Genomic DNA, 16,240 nt, shown 5'->3' with positions numbered 1-16,240 from the left:
CTTGCTCGCCATGAACAGCGAGCCGGCCCCGGTCGATTTCTGGACTTCTCTTCTGCGAGGATGGAGCGGCCGGTGCCCACGTTGTGGCGAGGGCGCCCTGTTCGGCTCGTTCCTCAAGATGACGAGCCGCTGCACCGCCTGCGAACTGGCGCTGGAACCCTACCGCGCCGACGACGCCCCCGCCTACTTCACCATCTTCGTTGTCGGCCACATCGTGGTGCCGCTCGTTCTCCTGCTCGAACGCTGGGGCAACGAGCCGCCGCTCTGGGTTCACGCCCTTTTGTGGTTACCACTCTCGGTCGTCCTGGCACTTTACTTGCTGCCTCACATAAAGGGCGCCGTTATTGCACTCCTCTGGTCGCAGCGGATGGGCTCGCCCAAACCTTCGGCCGGGGGGCTCGACTCCTCCGTCTGAATCAACGTGGCCGCCCGCCGACGGCCTGTGCTATTGTCGCGGCCTGCCGGGTATGGAAGTGCCTCACCTCCCTTTTCTTCGTACGACGCTGGCGCGTGCCGCGTCGCTCCTTGCTGCCTGCCTGGTCGTTTCCTGTGCGACCTCGGGCGACAGCCCTCAAGCCGGCCTTCCCAGCCGGGCGCCGGCCGTCGCCGCCGATGCCAGTATGGAAAGGGTGGTCCTGCAGGCCTATCGGGCGATCGGCGACCGCCACCTCTACGAACCGAACTTCCGCAACCTGTCGGCCGAGGCCTATCGCAGCTTCGCCAGCAACGACCCTACCCTGTCCCTCGAAGCCGGTGACGGCGCCTTCACTGTCCGGCGCGATGGCAAGGAAGTCCTCACCCGGACGACGCCCAGCGACACGTCCGACGGACGCGCCTGGGGCGGCATGCTGGCCGAGCTCATGGCCGGGTCGCTCGACGCCTCGCCCGCCTTGCAGGCCGTCGACCGTCAGGTGCTGATCCGCCAAGCCATCACTTCGACCGCCAAGCAGCTCGACCGCAACAGCCGCTATGCCGATCCCGACGAGGCGCGCGACAACCGCTTCCAGCGCGATGGTGGCGGCGGCATCGGCATCACCGTCGAGCGTACCGACGACAAGAAGATCATGATCCGCGCCGTCCAGGAGGGTTCGCCCTCGGCCAAGGCGGGTGTCCAGATCGGCGACCAGATCCTGGCGATCGACGGCGAGTCGATGATCGACCGTCCGTTGTCCGACGTGGTGCACAAGCTGCGCGGCTCGGTCGGCGCCCCGGTCAACATGACCGTGCTGCGTCCCTCGCAGGGCGCGGAGCTGACACTCGCCATGAAGCGCGCCCGCATCATCCCCACCACCGTGGTCTACGAACGTCGCGACGACGTGGCGCTGATCCACCTGATGGGTTTCAACTCGGCCACCACCGAAAACCTGCGTGCGGCCATCGACAAGGCCAAGGCCGAGATCGGCAAGGACCTCGCCGGCCTGATCATCGACATGCGCTCCAACCGTGGTGGCCTGCTCGACCAGGCCCAGACGGTGTCGGAAGTGTTCATCGGCGACGGCACCATCTTCTCGACCGCGGGCCGTCACCCCGACAGCCGCCGCACCTACAAGAGCTCGACCGGCCGCAGCAAGACCACGGAGCTGCCGATCGTCGTCCTGATGAACGGCGGCTCGGCCTCGGCGGCCGAGATCGTCGCCGCCGCCTTGCAGGATCGCGGCCGCGCTGTCGTGGTCGGCACCACGAGCTACGGCAAGGGCACGGTGCAGACGGTCGTGCGGCTCGCCAACGAAGGCGAGCTGATCCTGACCTGGTCGCGCCTGCAGGCGCCGTCCGGCTACACCTGGAACGAACTGGGCGTCCTGCCCAACATCTGCACGGCCAAGGCCGGCGAGGCCGCCAAGCTCGCCACGGCCTCGGTCGAGTCGAGCCAGGGTCAGCTCATGCGCTGGCATGCACTGCGCAATCCGACCAGCCAGGAAGTCTCGGACCTGCGCAAGATCTGCCCGCCGGGCGAGACCTCGCCCGAGACCGATGTCGAGATCGCGAACCGTCTGCTGCACGACCGAGCGCTTTATGCCCATGCCGTGCAGGCTGGCAGCCAGCAGGCCGCCGTCGCCCGCTGACCTTCGCTGGCCGCGGCGGTAGCAAGGCTTGACACCAGCGTCCCGCTGATTACTTTGCGCCCTCCTGCGAATTCGCCCTCCCGGGCATAAGGACAATTGTTATGGCTAAGCCGACCTCGATCCTCATCAAGATGATCTCCAGCGCCGACACTGGCTTCTTCTACGTGACCAAGAAGAACCCGCGCACCAAGACCGAGAAGCTCGAACTCAAGAAGTACGACCCGGTTGCGCGCAAGCATGTCGTCTTCAAGGAATCGAAGATCAAATAAATCAGCCGCCTAGCGTGCCTGACGGAACAGCCGCCCTTTCGGGCGGCTTTTTCGTGGGCTAGGCTCTGCTCCAATCCAACAAGGAGGAAGACAGAATGAGCGCCCAGCTTTCGCGCGACGATTGGAAAGGCCGTGTCAGCGGTCTCAGCTACCGCAACCAGGCCTTCATCGGTGGCAAGTTCACCCCCTCCCTCACCGGCAAGACCTTCGACTGCGTCAACCCGGCGACCGGCCAGGTCCTGACCAAGGTCGCGGCCTGCGAACAAGCCGATGTCGATGCCGCCGTGAAGGCCGCGCGCACGGCCTTCGAGAAGGGCACCTGGGCCAACATGGCGCCGGCACAGCGCAAGCGGATCATGCTGAAGCTCGCCGAGCTGATGATGAAGAACCGCGAGGAGCTGGCACTTCTCGAGACGCTCGACATGGGCAAGCCGATTGCCTTCTCGACCACGGTCGACATCCCGGGCTCGGCCAACTCCGTGCAGTGGTTCGCCGAGGCGATCGACAAGGTCTACGACGAAGTCGCCCCGACCCCGGGCAATGTCGTGGCCCTGATCACGCGCGAAGCGTCGGGCGTGGTGGCCTGCGTGGTGCCGTGGAATTTCCCGCTCCTGATGGCCTGCTGGAAGATTTCGCCGGCGCTAGCCGCCGGCAACTCGGTGATCCTGAAGCCCGCCGAGCAGTCGCCGCTCACCGCCATTCGTCTTGCCGAACTCGCGGCCGAGGCCGGCATCCCCGAAGGCGTGTTCAACGTGCTGCCGGGTTTCGGTGAGACTGCGGGCCAGGCGCTCGGTCGCCACATGGATGTCGACGTGCTGGCGTTCACAGGCTCGACCGAAGTCGGCAAGTACTTCCTGAAGTACTCCGGCGAATCCAACATGAAGCAGGTCTGGCTCGAGTGCGGCGGCAAGTCGCCCAACATCGTGCTGGGCGATGCGCCCAACCTCGACATCGCCGCGCGCCGCACCGCCTTCGGCATCTGGTTCAACCAGGGCGAGGTCTGCACCGCGGGTTCGCGCCTCATCGTCGAGGACAAGATCAAGGACGAGTTCCTCGCCAAGGTCATGGCGATCGGCCAGAAGATGATGCCGGGCGATCCGCTCGACCCCAAGACGCAGATGGGCGCCATGGTCGACGACACGCAGACCAAGCGCGTCATGGGCTACATCGACGCCGGCCAGAAGGAAGGCGCCAAGCTCGCCATGGGTGGCAAGCAGGTCCATATCGACAATGCCGGCTCCTTCATCGAACCGACCGTGTTCGACAACGTCGACAACAAGATGAAGATCGCCCAGGAGGAGATCTTCGGGCCGGTCCTCTCCGTCATCCCGGTCAAGGATGCCGAGCAGGCGCTGTCCGTGGCCAACGACACGATCTACGGCCTCGCCTCGGCGATCTTCACGTCCGACATCAACAAGGCGTTCAAGTTCGCCAAGAACCTTCGCGCCGGCTCGGTGTGGGTCAACACCTACGACGGCGGCGACATCACCACGCCGTTCGGTGGCTACAAGCAGTCGGGCATCGGCCGCGACAAGTCGCTCCACGCCTTCGACAAGTTCACGCAGGTGAAGACCACCTGGATCCAGCTCGGCTAGATCGCTTCGAGAAGCGCGTCGGTCGTCGTGACCGACGCGTATTCTCCCTCCAGCAACGCCAACGTCAGTTGATGCACGTCCTCGGCCGGCCATAGCCGGCCGGTCAGGTCGCGCTTGTCGCACGACCAGCTGGCATCGGCCGGCAACCGCACCGCAAAGCCGAGATTGGCCGCGACCCTGACGGTCGCCTCGACGGAATTTGCCAGCAGCACACCGCAGATCACCAGCGGCGGCCGTCCCATCTGCTCCAGCCGTTCCGTCAGGTCGGTACCAATGAAGGCGCTGTGAACCTTCTTCGCGACCACGACTTCGCCGGGCAGCGGTGCGGTGAGCGGCAGGAACTCGTTGCCCTCCTGCCCCGGCCGGAACGGTGAATTTGGATCGGTCGAATCGTGCTTCACATGGACGATCGCCCCGCCACGCTGCCGCCACGCCTCGAGCAGCCGCAGGATATTGGCCTCCGCTTGGCGATTGTTGCGCGGCCCCCAGAGCGGATGCTCCATCGCCTTCTGCTGGTCGATCAGGATCAGAACATCATCAGGCATGCATCCTGCACCCTTGCGCTCGGCGCGCGATGGTAGTGGACTTCCGGGAAATAACGCAGGAGGAAATGATGCAGATCGGATACTTCACCATGCCGTCTCACCCGCCCGAGAGGCCGCTGAAGGATGGCCACGAGTGGGATCTGCAGGTGATCCGCTGGCTCGACGAATTGGGCTTCGCCGAGTGCTGGATCGGCGAACATCATACCGCGCCATGGGAGCCGCATCCCTCGCCCGATCTGCTGGTGGCGCAAGGGCTGCTGCAGACCAAGAACATTCGCCTCGGACCCGGCGGCTTCCTGCTGCCCTATCATCATCCGGCCGAACTCGCGAACCGTGTCGCCATGCTCGACCACATCTCGGGAGGCCGCCTCAACTTCGGCGTCGCCGCGTCGGGCCTGCCGAGCGACTGGGCGATGTTCAATGTCGACGGCATGTCAGGCGTCAATCGCGAGATGACCCGCGAAGCGCTCGATATCATCCTGAAGCTGTGGACCTCGCCCGAGCCCTTCGACTTCAAGGGCAAGTACTGGCACGTCACCAAGCCTGACACGATGTTCGGTTTCTTGAAGCCACACATCAAGCCGCTGCAGAGCCCGCATCCGCCGATCGGCGTCGCCGGCCTCAGCAAGGGCTCCGACACGCTGAAGCTCGCCGGCGAAAAAGGCTATCTGCCGATGAGCCTCAACCTCAACCCGGCCTATGTCAGCAGCCATTGGGAGTCGGTCGAGATAGGTGCCGCCAAGTCCGGCCGCACGCCCGATCGCGGACAGTGGCGCATGGTGCGCGAGGTCTTCGTCGCCGACACGGACGAAGAAGCGATGCGCCTTTCGGTCGGCTCGCACATGGGCCGCATGATGCGGGAATACTTCCTGCCGCTGCTCTCGCAGTTCGGCTTCTTCGAATACCTGAAGCACGACCAGAGCGTGGCCGATTCCGACGTGACGCCGGAATATTGCGCCAAGCACAACTGGATCGTGGGTTCGCCGCGCACGGTCGCGGAGAAGATCGAGAAGATCTACGACGAGGTCGGCGGTTTCGGACAGTTGCTGGTCTTCGGCTTCGACTATGTCGAGAACCCGAAGGCCTGGCGTCACTCGCTCGAACTTCTGTCGCGCGAAGTGCTGCCCAAGGTGCAGCATCTCAAGCCGAAGGTGGCGAAGCTCGCTGCCGAATGATCGCCGCTGAACGGTCCGGGTGGCTGACGCCATCCGGACCGCAAAGCTGCGGCAGTGTTACTTCAATCGCTGGACGAGCTTGTCCTTCACGACGGGATCGGTCTGCGCCACTTCCAGAATCGTCGTGTATTCCTCGACCGACAGGCCCTTGTCTGTAACGGCCTTTATGAGAGCCGTATCGGCCTCACCGGCAATCCGTTCCCGGTCGGCGGCAGGCGCCTGAGCGATCTTTTGCTTGTAGTTGTCCTTTACGGCGGAGACGCTTTTGACAGCGGCGGCCGCTGCGTCGAGCTTGCTATCGGGAATGCTCGCCGGAGACGCTGGCGCGCTCTTCGTCGGTGGCGATGTCGAGGGTGATGGGGATTGCTGCTGTGCATTTGCCGCGGGCAACAAGAAGAGGCCAGCCGCAGCGAGAGTCGTTACGCAGAGTCCGGTGATCGACTTCATATCGAGAATTCCTTTCGTCGGCGTATGCGCCGCGTCAATGGGTGTGATGATCTGCGCCGAAATCGATCATGCGATCCGTTGCTTCGGGCGCATGGGTCTTCAGCGCTGTCGCCTCCCCATCCGCCCAGTTGGCGAGGTTCACGACCACACCCATCCGGCTATCTGATTGTTCCGTAGCGACAGGCTCGATGATGTTGAGCCCGGTACTATCCAGGAAGTAGGTATGTTCGCCGAACAGCCGTTGAAGCTGCCCCATCGCTGGATGTTCCGCCGGAATGGCATCGGCTTCCAGCTGTCGCTGAGTCTGCTCGATCTGTGCGGAGTTCAACTTCATCGCACGCTCCTTTGTTGGAGTTTCTGTCGCGTATCGTCCCGCGGCGGCCTCCCACTCGGAGTGGTTCGAGAGCTTACGATTTGTCGGCCGATCCGCTCGTGTTTAGCTACGTGCAGGCGGCGCGATCGATCCGCCTGCACCTATTAACGAACGCCACGCGGCGCAATTGGTGTCATCGACGAGGTGCGTATTTTGACGCACGCCGCGATTCACTCCGGGCGATCACGCCGAACGGACGGTCGCCGCGGCCACGTTCTGCTGCAAATGAGCGACCAGCGCATCGTCGAGCTTGAGGCGCGCCGCCAGCATGCCGAGGTAGCCGCGCTCGGCGGCGTTATCGACGTCGATGGCCAGCAGCGAGGCGGTGTAGATCTCTGCCGCCTCCTCCGGGGTCGAGGCCGCGCTGGCCACGGCATCGATGTCGAGCTTGGCGCGCAGCTCATCCATGACGAAGGCCTTGTCGTCGGCGGCGAGCGGCAGCTTGTCCATTTCGGCGAAGATGCGGGCCTGCTCCTGCGCGTCGACATGGCCGTCGGCCTTGGCCGCCGCGATCATGGCGCGCAGCAGATGACGGGCCAGCGTTTGCTGTTCGCTCGGCGTCGAAGGATTGAACGGCGTACCGCTGGGCGCCGGAAGCATCGGCACCGGGGCTTGCTGCTGTTGTTGCTCGGGCGTTGCCGGCGCCGGCTGCTTGCCGGCCTGCCAATCGCGATAGGCCTTGTAGGCGAGCGCGCCGACGGCGGCCACGCCACCGAGCTTCAGCGCTTCACCACCCAGCTTGCGGCCGGTCTTGGTCCCGAGAAGGATTGCGGCCAACCCGCCGGCCAGCGCGCCGCCGCCTGCCCCGCGCAGGAAGTCGCCGCCACCACCGCTACCCTGGCCGCCTACAACCTGATCCAGCAACCGTTTCGCGTCGAACATCTGCCTCGCCTTTCCCTGTTTGGAGTCGCGAGGTGCATTTGGAGTGAAATTGTGGCGAAAGCTTGCGGCAGCTGAATCTGTCAGCTCGGGCGCTTCGACAGCATCGCCGCCGCGGCGAATCCGGCCGCTGCAATCAGCATAATGCCGGCCAGCCCCCACAAGACTGGCGTGTAGCCACCGAAGGCCCCCCAGATCAGCGAAGCGAGCAACGGTCCGGCGGCGCGCATGACGTTGGTCGGCATCGTGAGCGCGCCGGAGACGACGCCATAGCCTTCGGGGCCGATGAACTCCGGCACCGCCATGCCGCGCAGGATGGTGATGAGGCCGTTGGCGACGCCGTAGATGATGGCGAACAGGATCAGTCCGTAGACGTCACTGATGCCGGTCGCCAGCATCGCCATGGAGATCGGGAAGGCGAAATAGATGCCAGCGCCGAGCTGGATGGTGGTGACATGGCGCTGCCCCACCATCAACAGGACCCGGCCCACAACCTGCATGGGTCCGATCAAGGCAATGATCGCCATCACCACAGCGATCGGCACGTTGCGTGCCTCGAGCAGCGGGATCAGGTGGAAGCTCATGGCCGAGAAAGCGAGCCCGTAGCCGGCGAAGGCGACGACCAAGCCCCAGAAGGCCGGCATGCGTACAGCGGTGGCGAGCGGGCTCTTCTTCTTGGCCGCCCCTTCCACCTGTGGCTGGGGCTCGGCGATTGGCACCGCTTCCTCGCGTGGACCCGGAACGAACAGCCAATGGATCAGGAGAGCGACACCGAGATTGATCGCGGCCAACACCTCGAGCGTCGGCCGCCAGCCGATGCGTTCGATCAGGAGCTGCGTGAATGGAATGCCAAAGGTGCTGGCGAGCCCGCCCAGGAAGGTCATCAGCAGGATCGCCTGCTTGTAGCGCGGGCCATAGACGCGGGTGATCACCGCGAAGGCCGGCTCGTAGAGGATCACGGCCTGGCAGACACCCAGCCCGATCCACATGGCGTAGAAGACCGGCAGCGACTCGACGCGGGACCAGACCAACAAGAGTACTGCCGCCAGCAGCGACCCGCCGGTCATCAGCAGGCGGCCATGACCGCGATCGATCCACGCGCCGACCGGAATGGAGCAGAGACCGGCGGTCAGCAGACCAGCCGACAACGCGCCGAACATCGAGCTGCGTGTCCAGCCCAGTTCCTGCTCCATCGGCCCGATGAACAGTGGGAAGGTGTAGTAGACCAAGCCCCAGGAGATGAGTTGGCCGATCGAGAGCATCCACAGGATGGTCGACGGGCGTTTTCGCCACGGTCCTCCCGCTCCACTCTTCGCCATAATGCCGCCAGTTCCGCCGTCTTGCTTCTGGGCGAGAACTCTAAAGGCAACTTCGACATCGTGGAACGTCGTTCTCGGGAGACAAGATGGCCGAAACCAAGCGTATCAATCTCGCTCTGCAAGGTGGCGGCAGCCACGGCGCTTTCACCTGGGGCGTGCTCGACGCGCTGATCGAGGATGGGCGTCTGGTCTTCGAGGCGGTAAGCGGCACCAGCGCCGGCGCCATGAATGCCGCGATCCTGCTGCAGGGCTGGGCCAAAGGCGGGCCCGCCGGTGCGCGCGCTGCCCTCGCCGCCTTCTGGGGCGAACTGGGCCAGATGGCAGTGGCGAGCCCGATCCGGCGCACGCCGCTCGATCGTCTGCAGGGCAACTGGAACCTCGATGAGTCAGCAGGCGCACTGTGGGCTGATATCATCCAGCGCACGCTCTCGCCCTGGCAGCGCAATCCGCTGAAGTACGATCCGCTACGCGACCTGTTGCGTCGTCATTTCAACGCGGAAGCCGTGCATGCCTGTCACGAGGTCAAGGCCTTCATCGCCGCCACCAATGTGCGGACCGGCAAGGTCCGCATCTTCACGCGCGACGAGCTCTCGATCGACGCCCTGCTGGCCTCGGCCTGCCTGCCCAATGTCCACGATGCGGTCGAGATCGATGGTGAGGCCTATTGGGATGGCGGCTTCCGTGGCAACCCGCCGATCTGGCCGTTCATCTACAACAGCGAAAGCACCGACGTGGTGATGGTCGAGGTCGACCCGCCATCGCGCACGGAGATCCCGCGCAGCAATGCCGAGATCGCCGACCGGTTGAACGAGATCACTTTCGGTGGCGCGCTGATGGCGGAGATGCGCGCCATCGCCTTCGTGCAGGAGCTGATCGACAATGGTGCCATCACCGGCGAGTTCAGCACTCGCCTGAAGAAACTGCTGATCCATTCCATCGCCGATCCGACCACACTGGTTCCGTTGGGCGCCGTCAGCAAGTTCAACATCGAACCCGAGTTCCTCCAAATGCTGTTCACGGCCGGGCGCGCGGCGGGAACCCGATGGCTGTTTGAAACGTTCGATAAGGTTGGGCGAGAGAACAGCGTCGACATACGCGCCCGCTTTTTGTGAGATGTGAACCGGAGACCTTATGCGTATCGGCATCGACCTCGGCGGCACCAAGATCGAAGGCATCGTGTTGGGCGACGATGGATCGGAACGCGCACGAATGCGCATACCGACGCCGCGTGATTGCTACGAAGCGACGGTCGAGGCTGTAGCTGGCGTTGTCCGCGATCTCGAAGCGAAGGTCGGCACGCGCTGCCGTGTCGGCGTCGGCCATCCCGGCGCCATCTCGCCGGCCACGGGCCTGATCAAGAATGCCAACTCGACGCGCCTGAACGGCCAGCCGCTCGACGTCGACCTCAAACGGGCGACAAACCGTGACGAGGTGCGGCTCTCCAACGACGCCAACTGCTTCGCCGTCTCCGAAGCGGCCGACGGTGCCGGCGCCGGCGCAGCGATCGTATTTGGTGTCATCCTCGGCACCGGCGTGGGCGGTGGCGTCGTGATCGACGGCCGGCCGTTGGTCGGCGCACAGGCGATCAGCGGCGAATGGGGCCACAACACTCTTCCCTCGCCTCGCGACGACGAACGGCCGGGGCCAGCCTGCTACTGCGGCCGCCGCAACTGCGTCGAGGCGTGGCTGAGCGGGCCTGCCTTCCAGTCCCAATTCGCACGCATCGCCGGCCGCGAGCTGAGCGCCACCGACATTGCCGAAGCGGCCACGCAGGGTGATCGCGTCGCCAGCCAGTGCTTCGATCTCTATTGCGACCGGCTGGCGCGGGCGCTGGCCAACGTCGTCAACCTGGTCGATCCGAACGTCATCGTGCTGGGCGGCGGCCTTTCGAAGATGAAGGCGCTTTACAGTCGCGTGCCGGAACTCTGGAAGGACTACATCTTCTCCGAACGCGACAGCATCGCCACGAGGCTGGTGCCACCCAAGCATGGCGATTCGAGCGGCGTGCGCGGCGCCGCCTGGCTGTGGCCCGCCTGACCCGGCGGCAGCCGGAACGTTGACGCTGCTCGACATTCGCCGTGTTGATCGCTGGACAGTCCGTACAGCGAACTGGGCAAGCGCCCGACAATTTGTCCCTTGCATTGCTCGCGCTCAGTCGATGATGCAAGTCGACAGAGCTCCGTTGCCCGCGACTTCGGCTTCCAGTGTCGAGGGTAGGTTCGTTGCAACAACAACCTCCAGGTTGTATATACTTGGTTGAACATCATGTATTATGTTCCATCAAAAAAAGATGGAAATAGTGAGGCAAGAATGCGCTTATTTTGGCTGTTCACCGCTATCTTTGCCGTCGTCGCCGCACTCATTTTGTTTGCTGCTCTGATGACCGCCAAAGGCGCGCCACAGGAAGCCTCAGGTGCGGCAATCGCTTTGTGTTGCGCTGTCATTCCATACGTCTTCACTCGTGCCATCGAGGGCTGGCAGACCGCGACCTGGCGAAAGGAAATGTTGGATCTCGCAAAGCGACAGCCGCATTCGGTTTGAATAAGTTCCAGCCCGATAGGTAGCCTGCCGGGTGTGACGGTACCCCGTTTTCTCCTCCGGGCTTCATGTTGGCTTTTCGACGTCCGAAGCACCCGGCAGGCCTGGGTTAACGCCACGCGCTACGACAAGAACAGCCCCTCTTACCTGAACGGCGGTTCGTCGAAGCTGCGCAGCTTGCGCGAGTGCAGCGAGCCGATCTCGCTTCGCAACAGCTCCACGGTTTCCAGGCCGATATGGAGATGCTCGCCCACCGCGCGCTGGTAGAATCGCGTCGCGGCCCCCGGCAATTTGATCTCGCCATGCAGCGGCTTGTCCGAAACGCAGAGCAGCGTGCCGTAGGGAACACGAAGCCGATAGCCTTGCGTGGCGAGCGTGGCGCTTTCCATGTCGACCGCAATCGCGCGGCCATGGTTGATGCGCCGCCGCTCCTGCGACCAGCGTAGCTCCCAGTTGCGATCGTCGTAGCTCACGACCGTTCCGGTGCGCAGCCGCCGCTTCAGCGCATCGCCGCGTTCCCCTGTCACCCGCTCCGCCGCCGTCTGCAGCGCAACCTGCACTTCGGCCAGGGCCGGCACCGGCACTTCCGGCGGCACGAGATCGTCGAGGATGCGGTCGCGCCGCATGTAGCCGTGCGCCAGCACATAGTCGCCGATGGTCTGCGACTGCCGCAGGCCGCCGCAATGGCCGATCATCAGCCAGCAATGCGGACGCAGCACCGCGAGGTGATCCGTCGCGTTCTTTGCGTTGGAGGGACCGACGCCGATGTTGATCAAGGTGATGCCGCCCCGGCCATCGGACCGCAGCAGGCTGTAGGCCGGCATCTGGAAACGGTGCCAGGGCGCGGTTGCGATTGCGGCTTCGGCAGCTTCCGGCGCATCGCCTCGCTGCACAATGGCGCCACCGGGCAGCACGAGCGCGCTGTAAGGGCCATCCGGTCGGGCCAGTTCCTCCAACGCCCAGACCAGGAAATGATCGACGTAGCGTTGATAGTTGGTGCACAGGATCCACGGCTGGATCGTGCGCCAGTCAGTGCCGGTATAGTGGATCAGCCGCCGCAGCGAGTAGTCGATGCGCACGGCGTCGAACAACGCCAGCGGCCGCGGCCGCCCGTCCTCGAATTCCCAAAGGCCGTCGACGATCTCGTCGCCGACATTGGCAAGGACGGCTGTCGGAAAATGACGTGCCAGCTCGGTGACCGAGAGCTCGCCGTGGACGAACTCGTCACCCGCCTCCGTGACGAAGGGATACGGGATCTCCTGGTCGCTGTCGCCGACTTCGATCCTGGCGTTGAATTCCTCCGCCAGCGGCCGCAGTTGCTCCAGCAGGTACTGCCGGAAGAACGTGGGCTGCGTGATCGTCGTCGAATAGAGCCCCGGCGCCTGGAACTTCGCCCACGCCCGCCGCGTGAAGTGCACGGCGCCAGACGGCCGCCAGTCGACGCTGAGCTCGGGGTAGCGGAACTTCAGTCGCTCTTCTGCAGTCGGCACGGCGCCGGTTTCGGTGAAGCGCGACAGCGCTTCGCGCAGCGCCGTGCTGGCCGCAGCATGGAGCTCTTCCAGCCGGTCGACCGCCTGCTCTGGCGTCAATCCCTCTTGTCCGCCGCTGTTGGCCGCCATCTGCCGATCTCCCTAGAGACGGCCTTCACTATGCCCAAACGGGCGTTATTTGCACTCGGGCTTGGGCAGCGCCTCGAGACGGGTGATGCGATATTCGATGCCGCCCTCGCTCTGCTCATGCGTGCCGTAAAGCTCGATGCCGTTGTCGAGCGTCACGCTGCTCATCTCGAAAGCGGGTTCGCCCTGCTTCTTTGCATCCTCGTCGAAGAAGCCGGCGCGGTAGTAGATCCGGGTGCGGCCATCGGCCAGCTCCTCCGCCCCGTTGGGAATCTTCACATCGGCCAGACGCTTGGGCACCTTGCCGATCAGGGCGTTGACGGCCAGCGGCGGCTTCACCTTGTCGCCGAAGAAGAACAACCCTTCGAAACCGTTTTCGCCAGCCTTCGCCGCGCGGATGGTGGCGCGCAGGATGGCGGCGGGAAAGAGCGTACCGGCTGGCAGCTTCACGGTCTGTCCCGCAGGCTCGGTGAAGCGTGCCTGGCCGGCACCGTCGTCGCCCAGCATCGCCTCACCTTTCACCACGGTGGTCGAACGGCCACCCGTCGTCGAACGATGCTCGAAGATGAGCTTGCGACCATCCTTGCTCTCGGTCATCTGCGTCTGCTGCTCGCTGGTGACCGAGCCGCGCTGCCCCGGCAGCTCCAGCCGCAGACGCTGGTTGGCGACATAGCCATCACAGGTGAGCTTGAGTTCATAGGCGTAGCTGCCCGGTGCTCCGCCGCTCGGCTTGCCGTTCTCCAGCACAGTCACGGAATAGGCCGCGCGGTGCGGTGTCAGTTCCTGGGCAACAGCCGGAACGGCGACGGCAAAGCCGAACATGGCAGGCACGGCGGGCACAAGCAGGCGGAGATTCAGCATCGCGGCCTCGGCAGGGCTTGGAGTTGGACGAGACGAGCATCCACGGCGAAGTCGCCGTAGTCGAGCAACATCGAACGGGCAATCCCGTTGCCGAGCAGGTCGAGAGCCAGCTCGTATTCCGGGTGGGCGCCCTGGTCGTTGGCGGCGAAGAAGGCGAAGCGCACGCCCCACGATGGCTGGTTGCGCATCAGGGCGACGTCGCCACGCACCGCCGGTGCGCCGGTCTGGCGAGGCGACCGACCGATTACGGCATTCACCAGAAAAGCACCGTCGAGTCGGGCGCCATCGAACACCGAATAGGAGGCAGATTTGTCGCCGTCGCGCGCATGACGCAGGACAAGCGCGAGATGGGTCGTGGGAAAGAGCGTCCCGGCCGGCAGGTCGAAGCTGCGGACCTCCGGCAGCGTGAAGTTCGCACGGCCCTTGCTACCGGGCGCTTCGAGATCGGCGTTGCCGCGCAACTCCTCCTCGATCTCGTTGTCCTGGATGTTGCGCACACTGAAGCGCAGGGCGAGTCCATCCTTGGTCTCGTAGCTGGTGAAGCTCGAATCGGTCACGAACTCGTCGCCTTCGCTGCGGAGGAACTTGAGCTTGATGCGCTGCTTGACCTCCCAGCCCTCGCAGGCGTCGACGGTTTCCAGGACCATCCGGCCGCTCACTTCGACGATGCCGCTGTTGGGCCGCGCCACCGAGAGCCTCATGTCGTAGGTGGCGCGATGCGGCGCCAGCGGCGATTCCGCCGTCTGCGGGGGCTGTTGCTGCTGGGCGTCGGCGACCCTTATCCACAGGGCAAGCAACAGAAGCGCTCCGACGGCGGTGACGATAACCGCTGTTTGGACGCGAGGACGGCGATAACTATAACTGGTCAACGGACACTGGCGTGGGGGCTAGGCCTTGTAGCCGACGGGCCAAGCGTAATATCCATGCGCGCGGAATACCAGAATGATCGCCTGCGTCAGGGCTGCACAGGGAGGATAGCGTCAATGGCAAACGACACGCCCAAGGTTCTCGCGACCCGCCTCTTCCCGCCCGACGTGGAAGCCCGGTTGTCGGCGAACTTCGACGCCATCCTCAACCCGCAGGACCGGCTCTACGACGGGCCGGCCCTGGCCAAGGCGGCGGCCGGTTGTGACGCCATCATGTGCGCGGCCGGCGACGCCCTGAATGCCGAGACGATCGCAGCCCTTCCCGCCTCGATCCGCATGATCGCCACCTTCTCCGTGGGCTACGAGCATGTCGACGTCGCCGCGGCCACCAAGCGCAACATCGTCGTCGCCAACACGCCCGACGTGCTGACCGACGCCACCGCCGACATCGCCATGCTCTGCCTGTTGGGTGCGGCCCGGCGGGCGCACGAAGGCGCCACCATGCTGCGGACCCACCATTGGGTCGGCTGGACGCCGACCCAGCTCATGGGCACGCACGTTACCGGCAAACGACTGGGTATCCTGGGCATGGGCCGTATCGGCCAGGCCATGGCCGACCGCGCCCGCGCCTTCCGCATGCAGATCCACTACAGCAACCGCAGCCGGCTGGCGCCCGACCTCGAAAAAGGAGCGGTCTTCCATGCCGATCCCAACGACATGCTGCCCCACTGCGACTTCCTGTCGATCAATGCGCCGATGACGCCGCAGACCCGCAAGTGGGTGAACGCCGAGCGCATCGCCCGCCTGCCCAAGGGCGCTATCGTCGTCAACACGGCCCGCGGTGGCGTGATCGATGACGAGGCGCTGATCGCTGCGCTCAAGAGCGGCCATCTCGCCTCGGCCGGCCTCGACGTGTTCGATGGCGAGCCCAAGCTGCACCAGGGCTACTACGGGCTGACCAACGCCTTCCTGCTGCCGCACATGGGCTCGGCAACGGTCGAGACGCGCAACGCCATGGGCTTCAAGGCACTCGACAATCTCGAGGCCTTCCTGCTCAGGAAGCAGGCGCCGCCTGACCTCGTGAAGGCTTCTGTTTCTTGAGGGGGCGCGAGACGCTTTTAGTCTTCTTGATAGGCTTGGCCGGGGCCGCCGTAGCCTTGGCAACCACCGGCGCCGGAGCGGCGGCAGCCACAGGCTCCTGCACCATCGCAGGCGCTTCGGCGGCGCTGGGCGCTGGTTGCGGCGCCGCCTTGTAGGCAGCTTCGTCCCAGCTCGCAGCCGGCGCATCTGCGCTGGAGCGCAGCGGCGGGCTGTACTGAACACCGTCCTCGGAGACTTGGCGTTGCGGCTCGTTGTAGTCGATGTCGTACGGGTCTTCGCCTTCTGCGCGCTCGGTGCAGATCCGGCGGCCGCGGAAGATGCGCCACATGGCGCAGTCCTTCTTGGTGATGACCGAGGCCAGATGATCGGTCGACGTCTTGTCGGAGGCGACCATGAACCCGCCGTCGGCGGCATAGCTTACCGCCGAGACCGCGACCGGCACGCCACAGGCGCCGGTCAGCAGAGACAATCCCAGCGCCAACGGCAGGACAATATAAATTGAGAGCCTAAAAGAGCTCATAATCTTCTTAATAAAAAGACTATAACCTCTTGAAGGTACGTATTTTTTCCTAGCCGGTCAATTTCGGCCGACC

The 16,240-nt window shown here is 64.6% G+C and carries 18 protein-coding genes; 9 read left to right on the top strand and 9 right to left on the bottom strand.

The features are described 5' to 3' along the window. Positions 1-10: 10 nt before the first annotated feature. From EPO50_RS03100 to EPO50_RS03085, 4 genes are all read left to right on the top strand, one after another. Positions 11-415: a DUF983 domain-containing protein gene (locus tag EPO50_RS03100; RefSeq protein ID WP_296341186.1), complete on the top strand. Its 405-nt coding sequence runs from the start codon at positions 11-13 to the stop codon at positions 413-415. A gap of 58 nt (positions 416-473) precedes the next feature. Beyond that, positions 474-2,063, top strand: coding sequence for a S41 family peptidase (locus EPO50_RS03095; protein WP_296341185.1), 1,590 nt, complete (start codon positions 474-476; stop codon positions 2,061-2,063). 101 nt (positions 2,064-2,164) lie between these two features. Further along, a complete protein-coding gene (rpmG, locus tag EPO50_RS03090) occupies positions 2,165-2,332 on the top strand; it encodes a 50S ribosomal protein L33 (RefSeq protein WP_020696277.1) in 168 nt (55 codons plus the stop codon). A 95-nt stretch (positions 2,333-2,427) separates the two neighbouring features. Beyond that, the gene (locus tag EPO50_RS03085) at positions 2,428-3,927 is read left to right on the top strand and encodes an aldehyde dehydrogenase (protein ID WP_296341184.1); all 1,500 of its coding nucleotides are present in this window, start codon (positions 2,428-2,430) and stop codon (positions 3,925-3,927) included. Here the strand turns inward: EPO50_RS03085 and EPO50_RS03080 are convergent. After that, complete coding sequence (locus EPO50_RS03080) at positions 3,924-4,472, bottom strand: cysteine hydrolase family protein (protein ID WP_296341183.1); 549 nt, start codon at positions 4,470-4,472, stop codon at positions 3,924-3,926. The two genes, EPO50_RS03085 and EPO50_RS03080, sit on opposite strands and share 4 nt — an antisense overlap. Before the next feature lie 68 nt (positions 4,473-4,540). Here EPO50_RS03080 and EPO50_RS03075 point away from each other — a divergent pair, with 68 nt between their 5' ends. Continuing rightward, positions 4,541-5,647, top strand: coding sequence for an LLM class flavin-dependent oxidoreductase (locus EPO50_RS03075; protein ID WP_296341182.1), 1,107 nt, complete (start codon positions 4,541-4,543; stop codon positions 5,645-5,647). 57 nt (positions 5,648-5,704) lie between these two features. Here EPO50_RS03075 and EPO50_RS03070 read toward each other — a convergent pair whose 3' ends face one another. The 4 genes from EPO50_RS03070 to EPO50_RS03055 form a co-directional block, all read right to left on the bottom strand. After that, a complete protein-coding gene (locus tag EPO50_RS03070; protein WP_296341181.1) occupies positions 5,705-6,094 on the bottom strand; it encodes a DUF4168 domain-containing protein in 390 nt (129 codons plus the stop codon). 34 nt (positions 6,095-6,128) lie between these two features. After that, the gene (locus EPO50_RS03065; protein WP_296341180.1) at positions 6,129-6,428 is read right to left on the bottom strand and encodes a hypothetical protein; all 300 of its coding nucleotides are present in this window, start codon (positions 6,426-6,428) and stop codon (positions 6,129-6,131) included. A gap of 222 nt (positions 6,429-6,650) precedes the next feature. Further along, complete coding sequence (locus tag EPO50_RS03060; RefSeq protein ID WP_296341179.1) at positions 6,651-7,349, bottom strand: tellurite resistance TerB family protein; 699 nt, start codon at positions 7,347-7,349, stop codon at positions 6,651-6,653. Between the two features lie 80 nt (positions 7,350-7,429). Next, the gene (locus tag EPO50_RS03055; protein WP_296341178.1) at positions 7,430-8,608 is read right to left on the bottom strand and encodes an MFS transporter; all 1,179 of its coding nucleotides are present in this window, start codon (positions 8,606-8,608) and stop codon (positions 7,430-7,432) included. 143 nt (positions 8,609-8,751) lie between these two features. Here EPO50_RS03055 and EPO50_RS03050 point away from each other — a divergent pair, with 143 nt between their 5' ends. The 3 genes from EPO50_RS03050 (at position 8,752) to EPO50_RS03040 (ending at position 11,206) form a co-directional block, all read left to right on the top strand. Beyond that, the gene (locus tag EPO50_RS03050; protein ID WP_296341177.1) at positions 8,752-9,777 is read left to right on the top strand and encodes a patatin-like phospholipase family protein; all 1,026 of its coding nucleotides are present in this window, start codon (positions 8,752-8,754) and stop codon (positions 9,775-9,777) included. 19 nt (positions 9,778-9,796) lie between these two features. Beyond that, positions 9,797-10,702 (top strand): ROK family protein, encoded by a 906-nt coding sequence (locus tag EPO50_RS03045; protein WP_296341176.1) that lies wholly within the window; start codon positions 9,797-9,799, stop codon positions 10,700-10,702. A 219-nt stretch (positions 10,703-10,921) separates the two neighbouring features. Then, positions 10,922-11,206, top strand: a complete 285-nt coding sequence (locus EPO50_RS03040; protein WP_296341175.1) for a hypothetical protein — start codon at positions 10,922-10,924, stop codon at positions 11,204-11,206. Positions 11,207-11,346: 140 nt separating this feature from the next. On the opposite strand, the gene EPO50_RS03035 is transcribed toward EPO50_RS03040, so the two are convergent. The 3 genes from EPO50_RS03035 to EPO50_RS03025 are packed head-to-tail and all read right to left on the bottom strand — an operon-like array spanning position 11,347 to position 14,477. Beyond that, positions 11,347-12,822 (bottom strand): AMP nucleosidase, encoded by a 1,476-nt coding sequence (locus EPO50_RS03035; protein WP_296341174.1) that lies wholly within the window; start codon positions 12,820-12,822, stop codon positions 11,347-11,349. 45 nt (positions 12,823-12,867) lie between these two features. Beyond that, the gene (locus tag EPO50_RS03030; RefSeq protein WP_296341173.1) at positions 12,868-13,680 is read right to left on the bottom strand and encodes a DUF1849 family protein; all 813 of its coding nucleotides are present in this window, start codon (positions 13,678-13,680) and stop codon (positions 12,868-12,870) included. After that, the gene (locus tag EPO50_RS03025; protein WP_296341172.1) at positions 13,674-14,477 is read right to left on the bottom strand and encodes a DUF1849 family protein; all 804 of its coding nucleotides are present in this window, start codon (positions 14,475-14,477) and stop codon (positions 13,674-13,676) included. The genes EPO50_RS03030 and EPO50_RS03025 overlap by 7 nt, the downstream gene beginning before the upstream one ends. Positions 14,478-14,663: 186 nt before the next feature. On the opposite strand from EPO50_RS03025, the gene EPO50_RS03020 reads away from it, so the two are divergent. Beyond that, complete coding sequence (locus tag EPO50_RS03020; RefSeq protein WP_296341171.1) at positions 14,664-15,647, top strand: D-glycerate dehydrogenase; 984 nt, start codon at positions 14,664-14,666, stop codon at positions 15,645-15,647. On the opposite strand, the gene EPO50_RS03015 is transcribed toward EPO50_RS03020, so the two are convergent. Next, complete coding sequence (locus EPO50_RS03015) at positions 15,601-16,167, bottom strand: hypothetical protein (protein WP_296341170.1); 567 nt, start codon at positions 16,165-16,167, stop codon at positions 15,601-15,603. The two genes, EPO50_RS03020 and EPO50_RS03015, sit on opposite strands and share 47 nt — an antisense overlap. Between the last annotated feature and the right edge of the window lie 73 nt (positions 16,168-16,240).

Origin of the sequence: Reyranella sp., assembly GCF_004297405.1 — a bacterium.
GTDB lineage: Bacteria > Pseudomonadota > Alphaproteobacteria > Reyranellales > Reyranellaceae > Reyranella.
Note: the sequence above shows the minus strand (reverse complement) of the source record. Positions and strands in the feature narration are given on the sequence as shown.

Bases quoted from the DNA above. Each gene is read 5' to 3' on its own strand.
- EPO50_RS03075 (WP_296341182.1), top strand. From the start codon at position 4,541: ATGCAGATCGGATACTTCACCATGCCGTCTCACCCGCCCGAGAGGCCG.
- rpmG (WP_020696277.1), top strand. From the start codon at position 2,165: ATGGCTAAGCCGACCTCGATCCTCATCAAGATGATCTCCAGCGCCGAC.
- EPO50_RS03100 (WP_296341186.1), top strand. From the start codon at position 11: ATGAACAGCGAGCCGGCCCCGGTCGATTTCTGGACTTCTCTTCTGCGA.
- EPO50_RS03035 (WP_296341174.1), bottom strand. From the start codon at position 12,822: ATGGCGGCCAACAGCGGCGGACAAGAGGGATTGACGCCAGAGCAGGCG.
- EPO50_RS03070 (WP_296341181.1), bottom strand. From the start codon at position 6,094: ATGAAGTCGATCACCGGACTCTGCGTAACGACTCTCGCTGCGGCTGGC.
- EPO50_RS03020 (WP_296341171.1), top strand. From the start codon at position 14,664: ATGGCAAACGACACGCCCAAGGTTCTCGCGACCCGCCTCTTCCCGCCC.
- EPO50_RS03055 (WP_296341178.1), bottom strand. From the start codon at position 8,608: ATGCTCTCGATCGGCCAACTCATCTCCTGGGGCTTGGTCTACTACACC.
- EPO50_RS03045 (WP_296341176.1), top strand. From the start codon at position 9,797: ATGCGTATCGGCATCGACCTCGGCGGCACCAAGATCGAAGGCATCGTG.
- EPO50_RS03030 (WP_296341173.1), bottom strand. From the start codon at position 13,680: ATGCTGAATCTCCGCCTGCTTGTGCCCGCCGTGCCTGCCATGTTCGGC.
- EPO50_RS03065 (WP_296341180.1), bottom strand. From the start codon at position 6,428: ATGAAGTTGAACTCCGCACAGATCGAGCAGACTCAGCGACAGCTGGAA.
- EPO50_RS03015 (WP_296341170.1), bottom strand. From the start codon at position 16,167: ATGAGCTCTTTTAGGCTCTCAATTTATATTGTCCTGCCGTTGGCGCTG.
- EPO50_RS03050 (WP_296341177.1), top strand. From the start codon at position 8,752: ATGGCCGAAACCAAGCGTATCAATCTCGCTCTGCAAGGTGGCGGCAGC.
- EPO50_RS03085 (WP_296341184.1), top strand. From the start codon at position 2,428: ATGAGCGCCCAGCTTTCGCGCGACGATTGGAAAGGCCGTGTCAGCGGT.
- EPO50_RS03060 (WP_296341179.1), bottom strand. From the start codon at position 7,349: ATGTTCGACGCGAAACGGTTGCTGGATCAGGTTGTAGGCGGCCAGGGT.
- EPO50_RS03080 (WP_296341183.1), bottom strand. From the start codon at position 4,472: ATGCCTGATGATGTTCTGATCCTGATCGACCAGCAGAAGGCGATGGAG.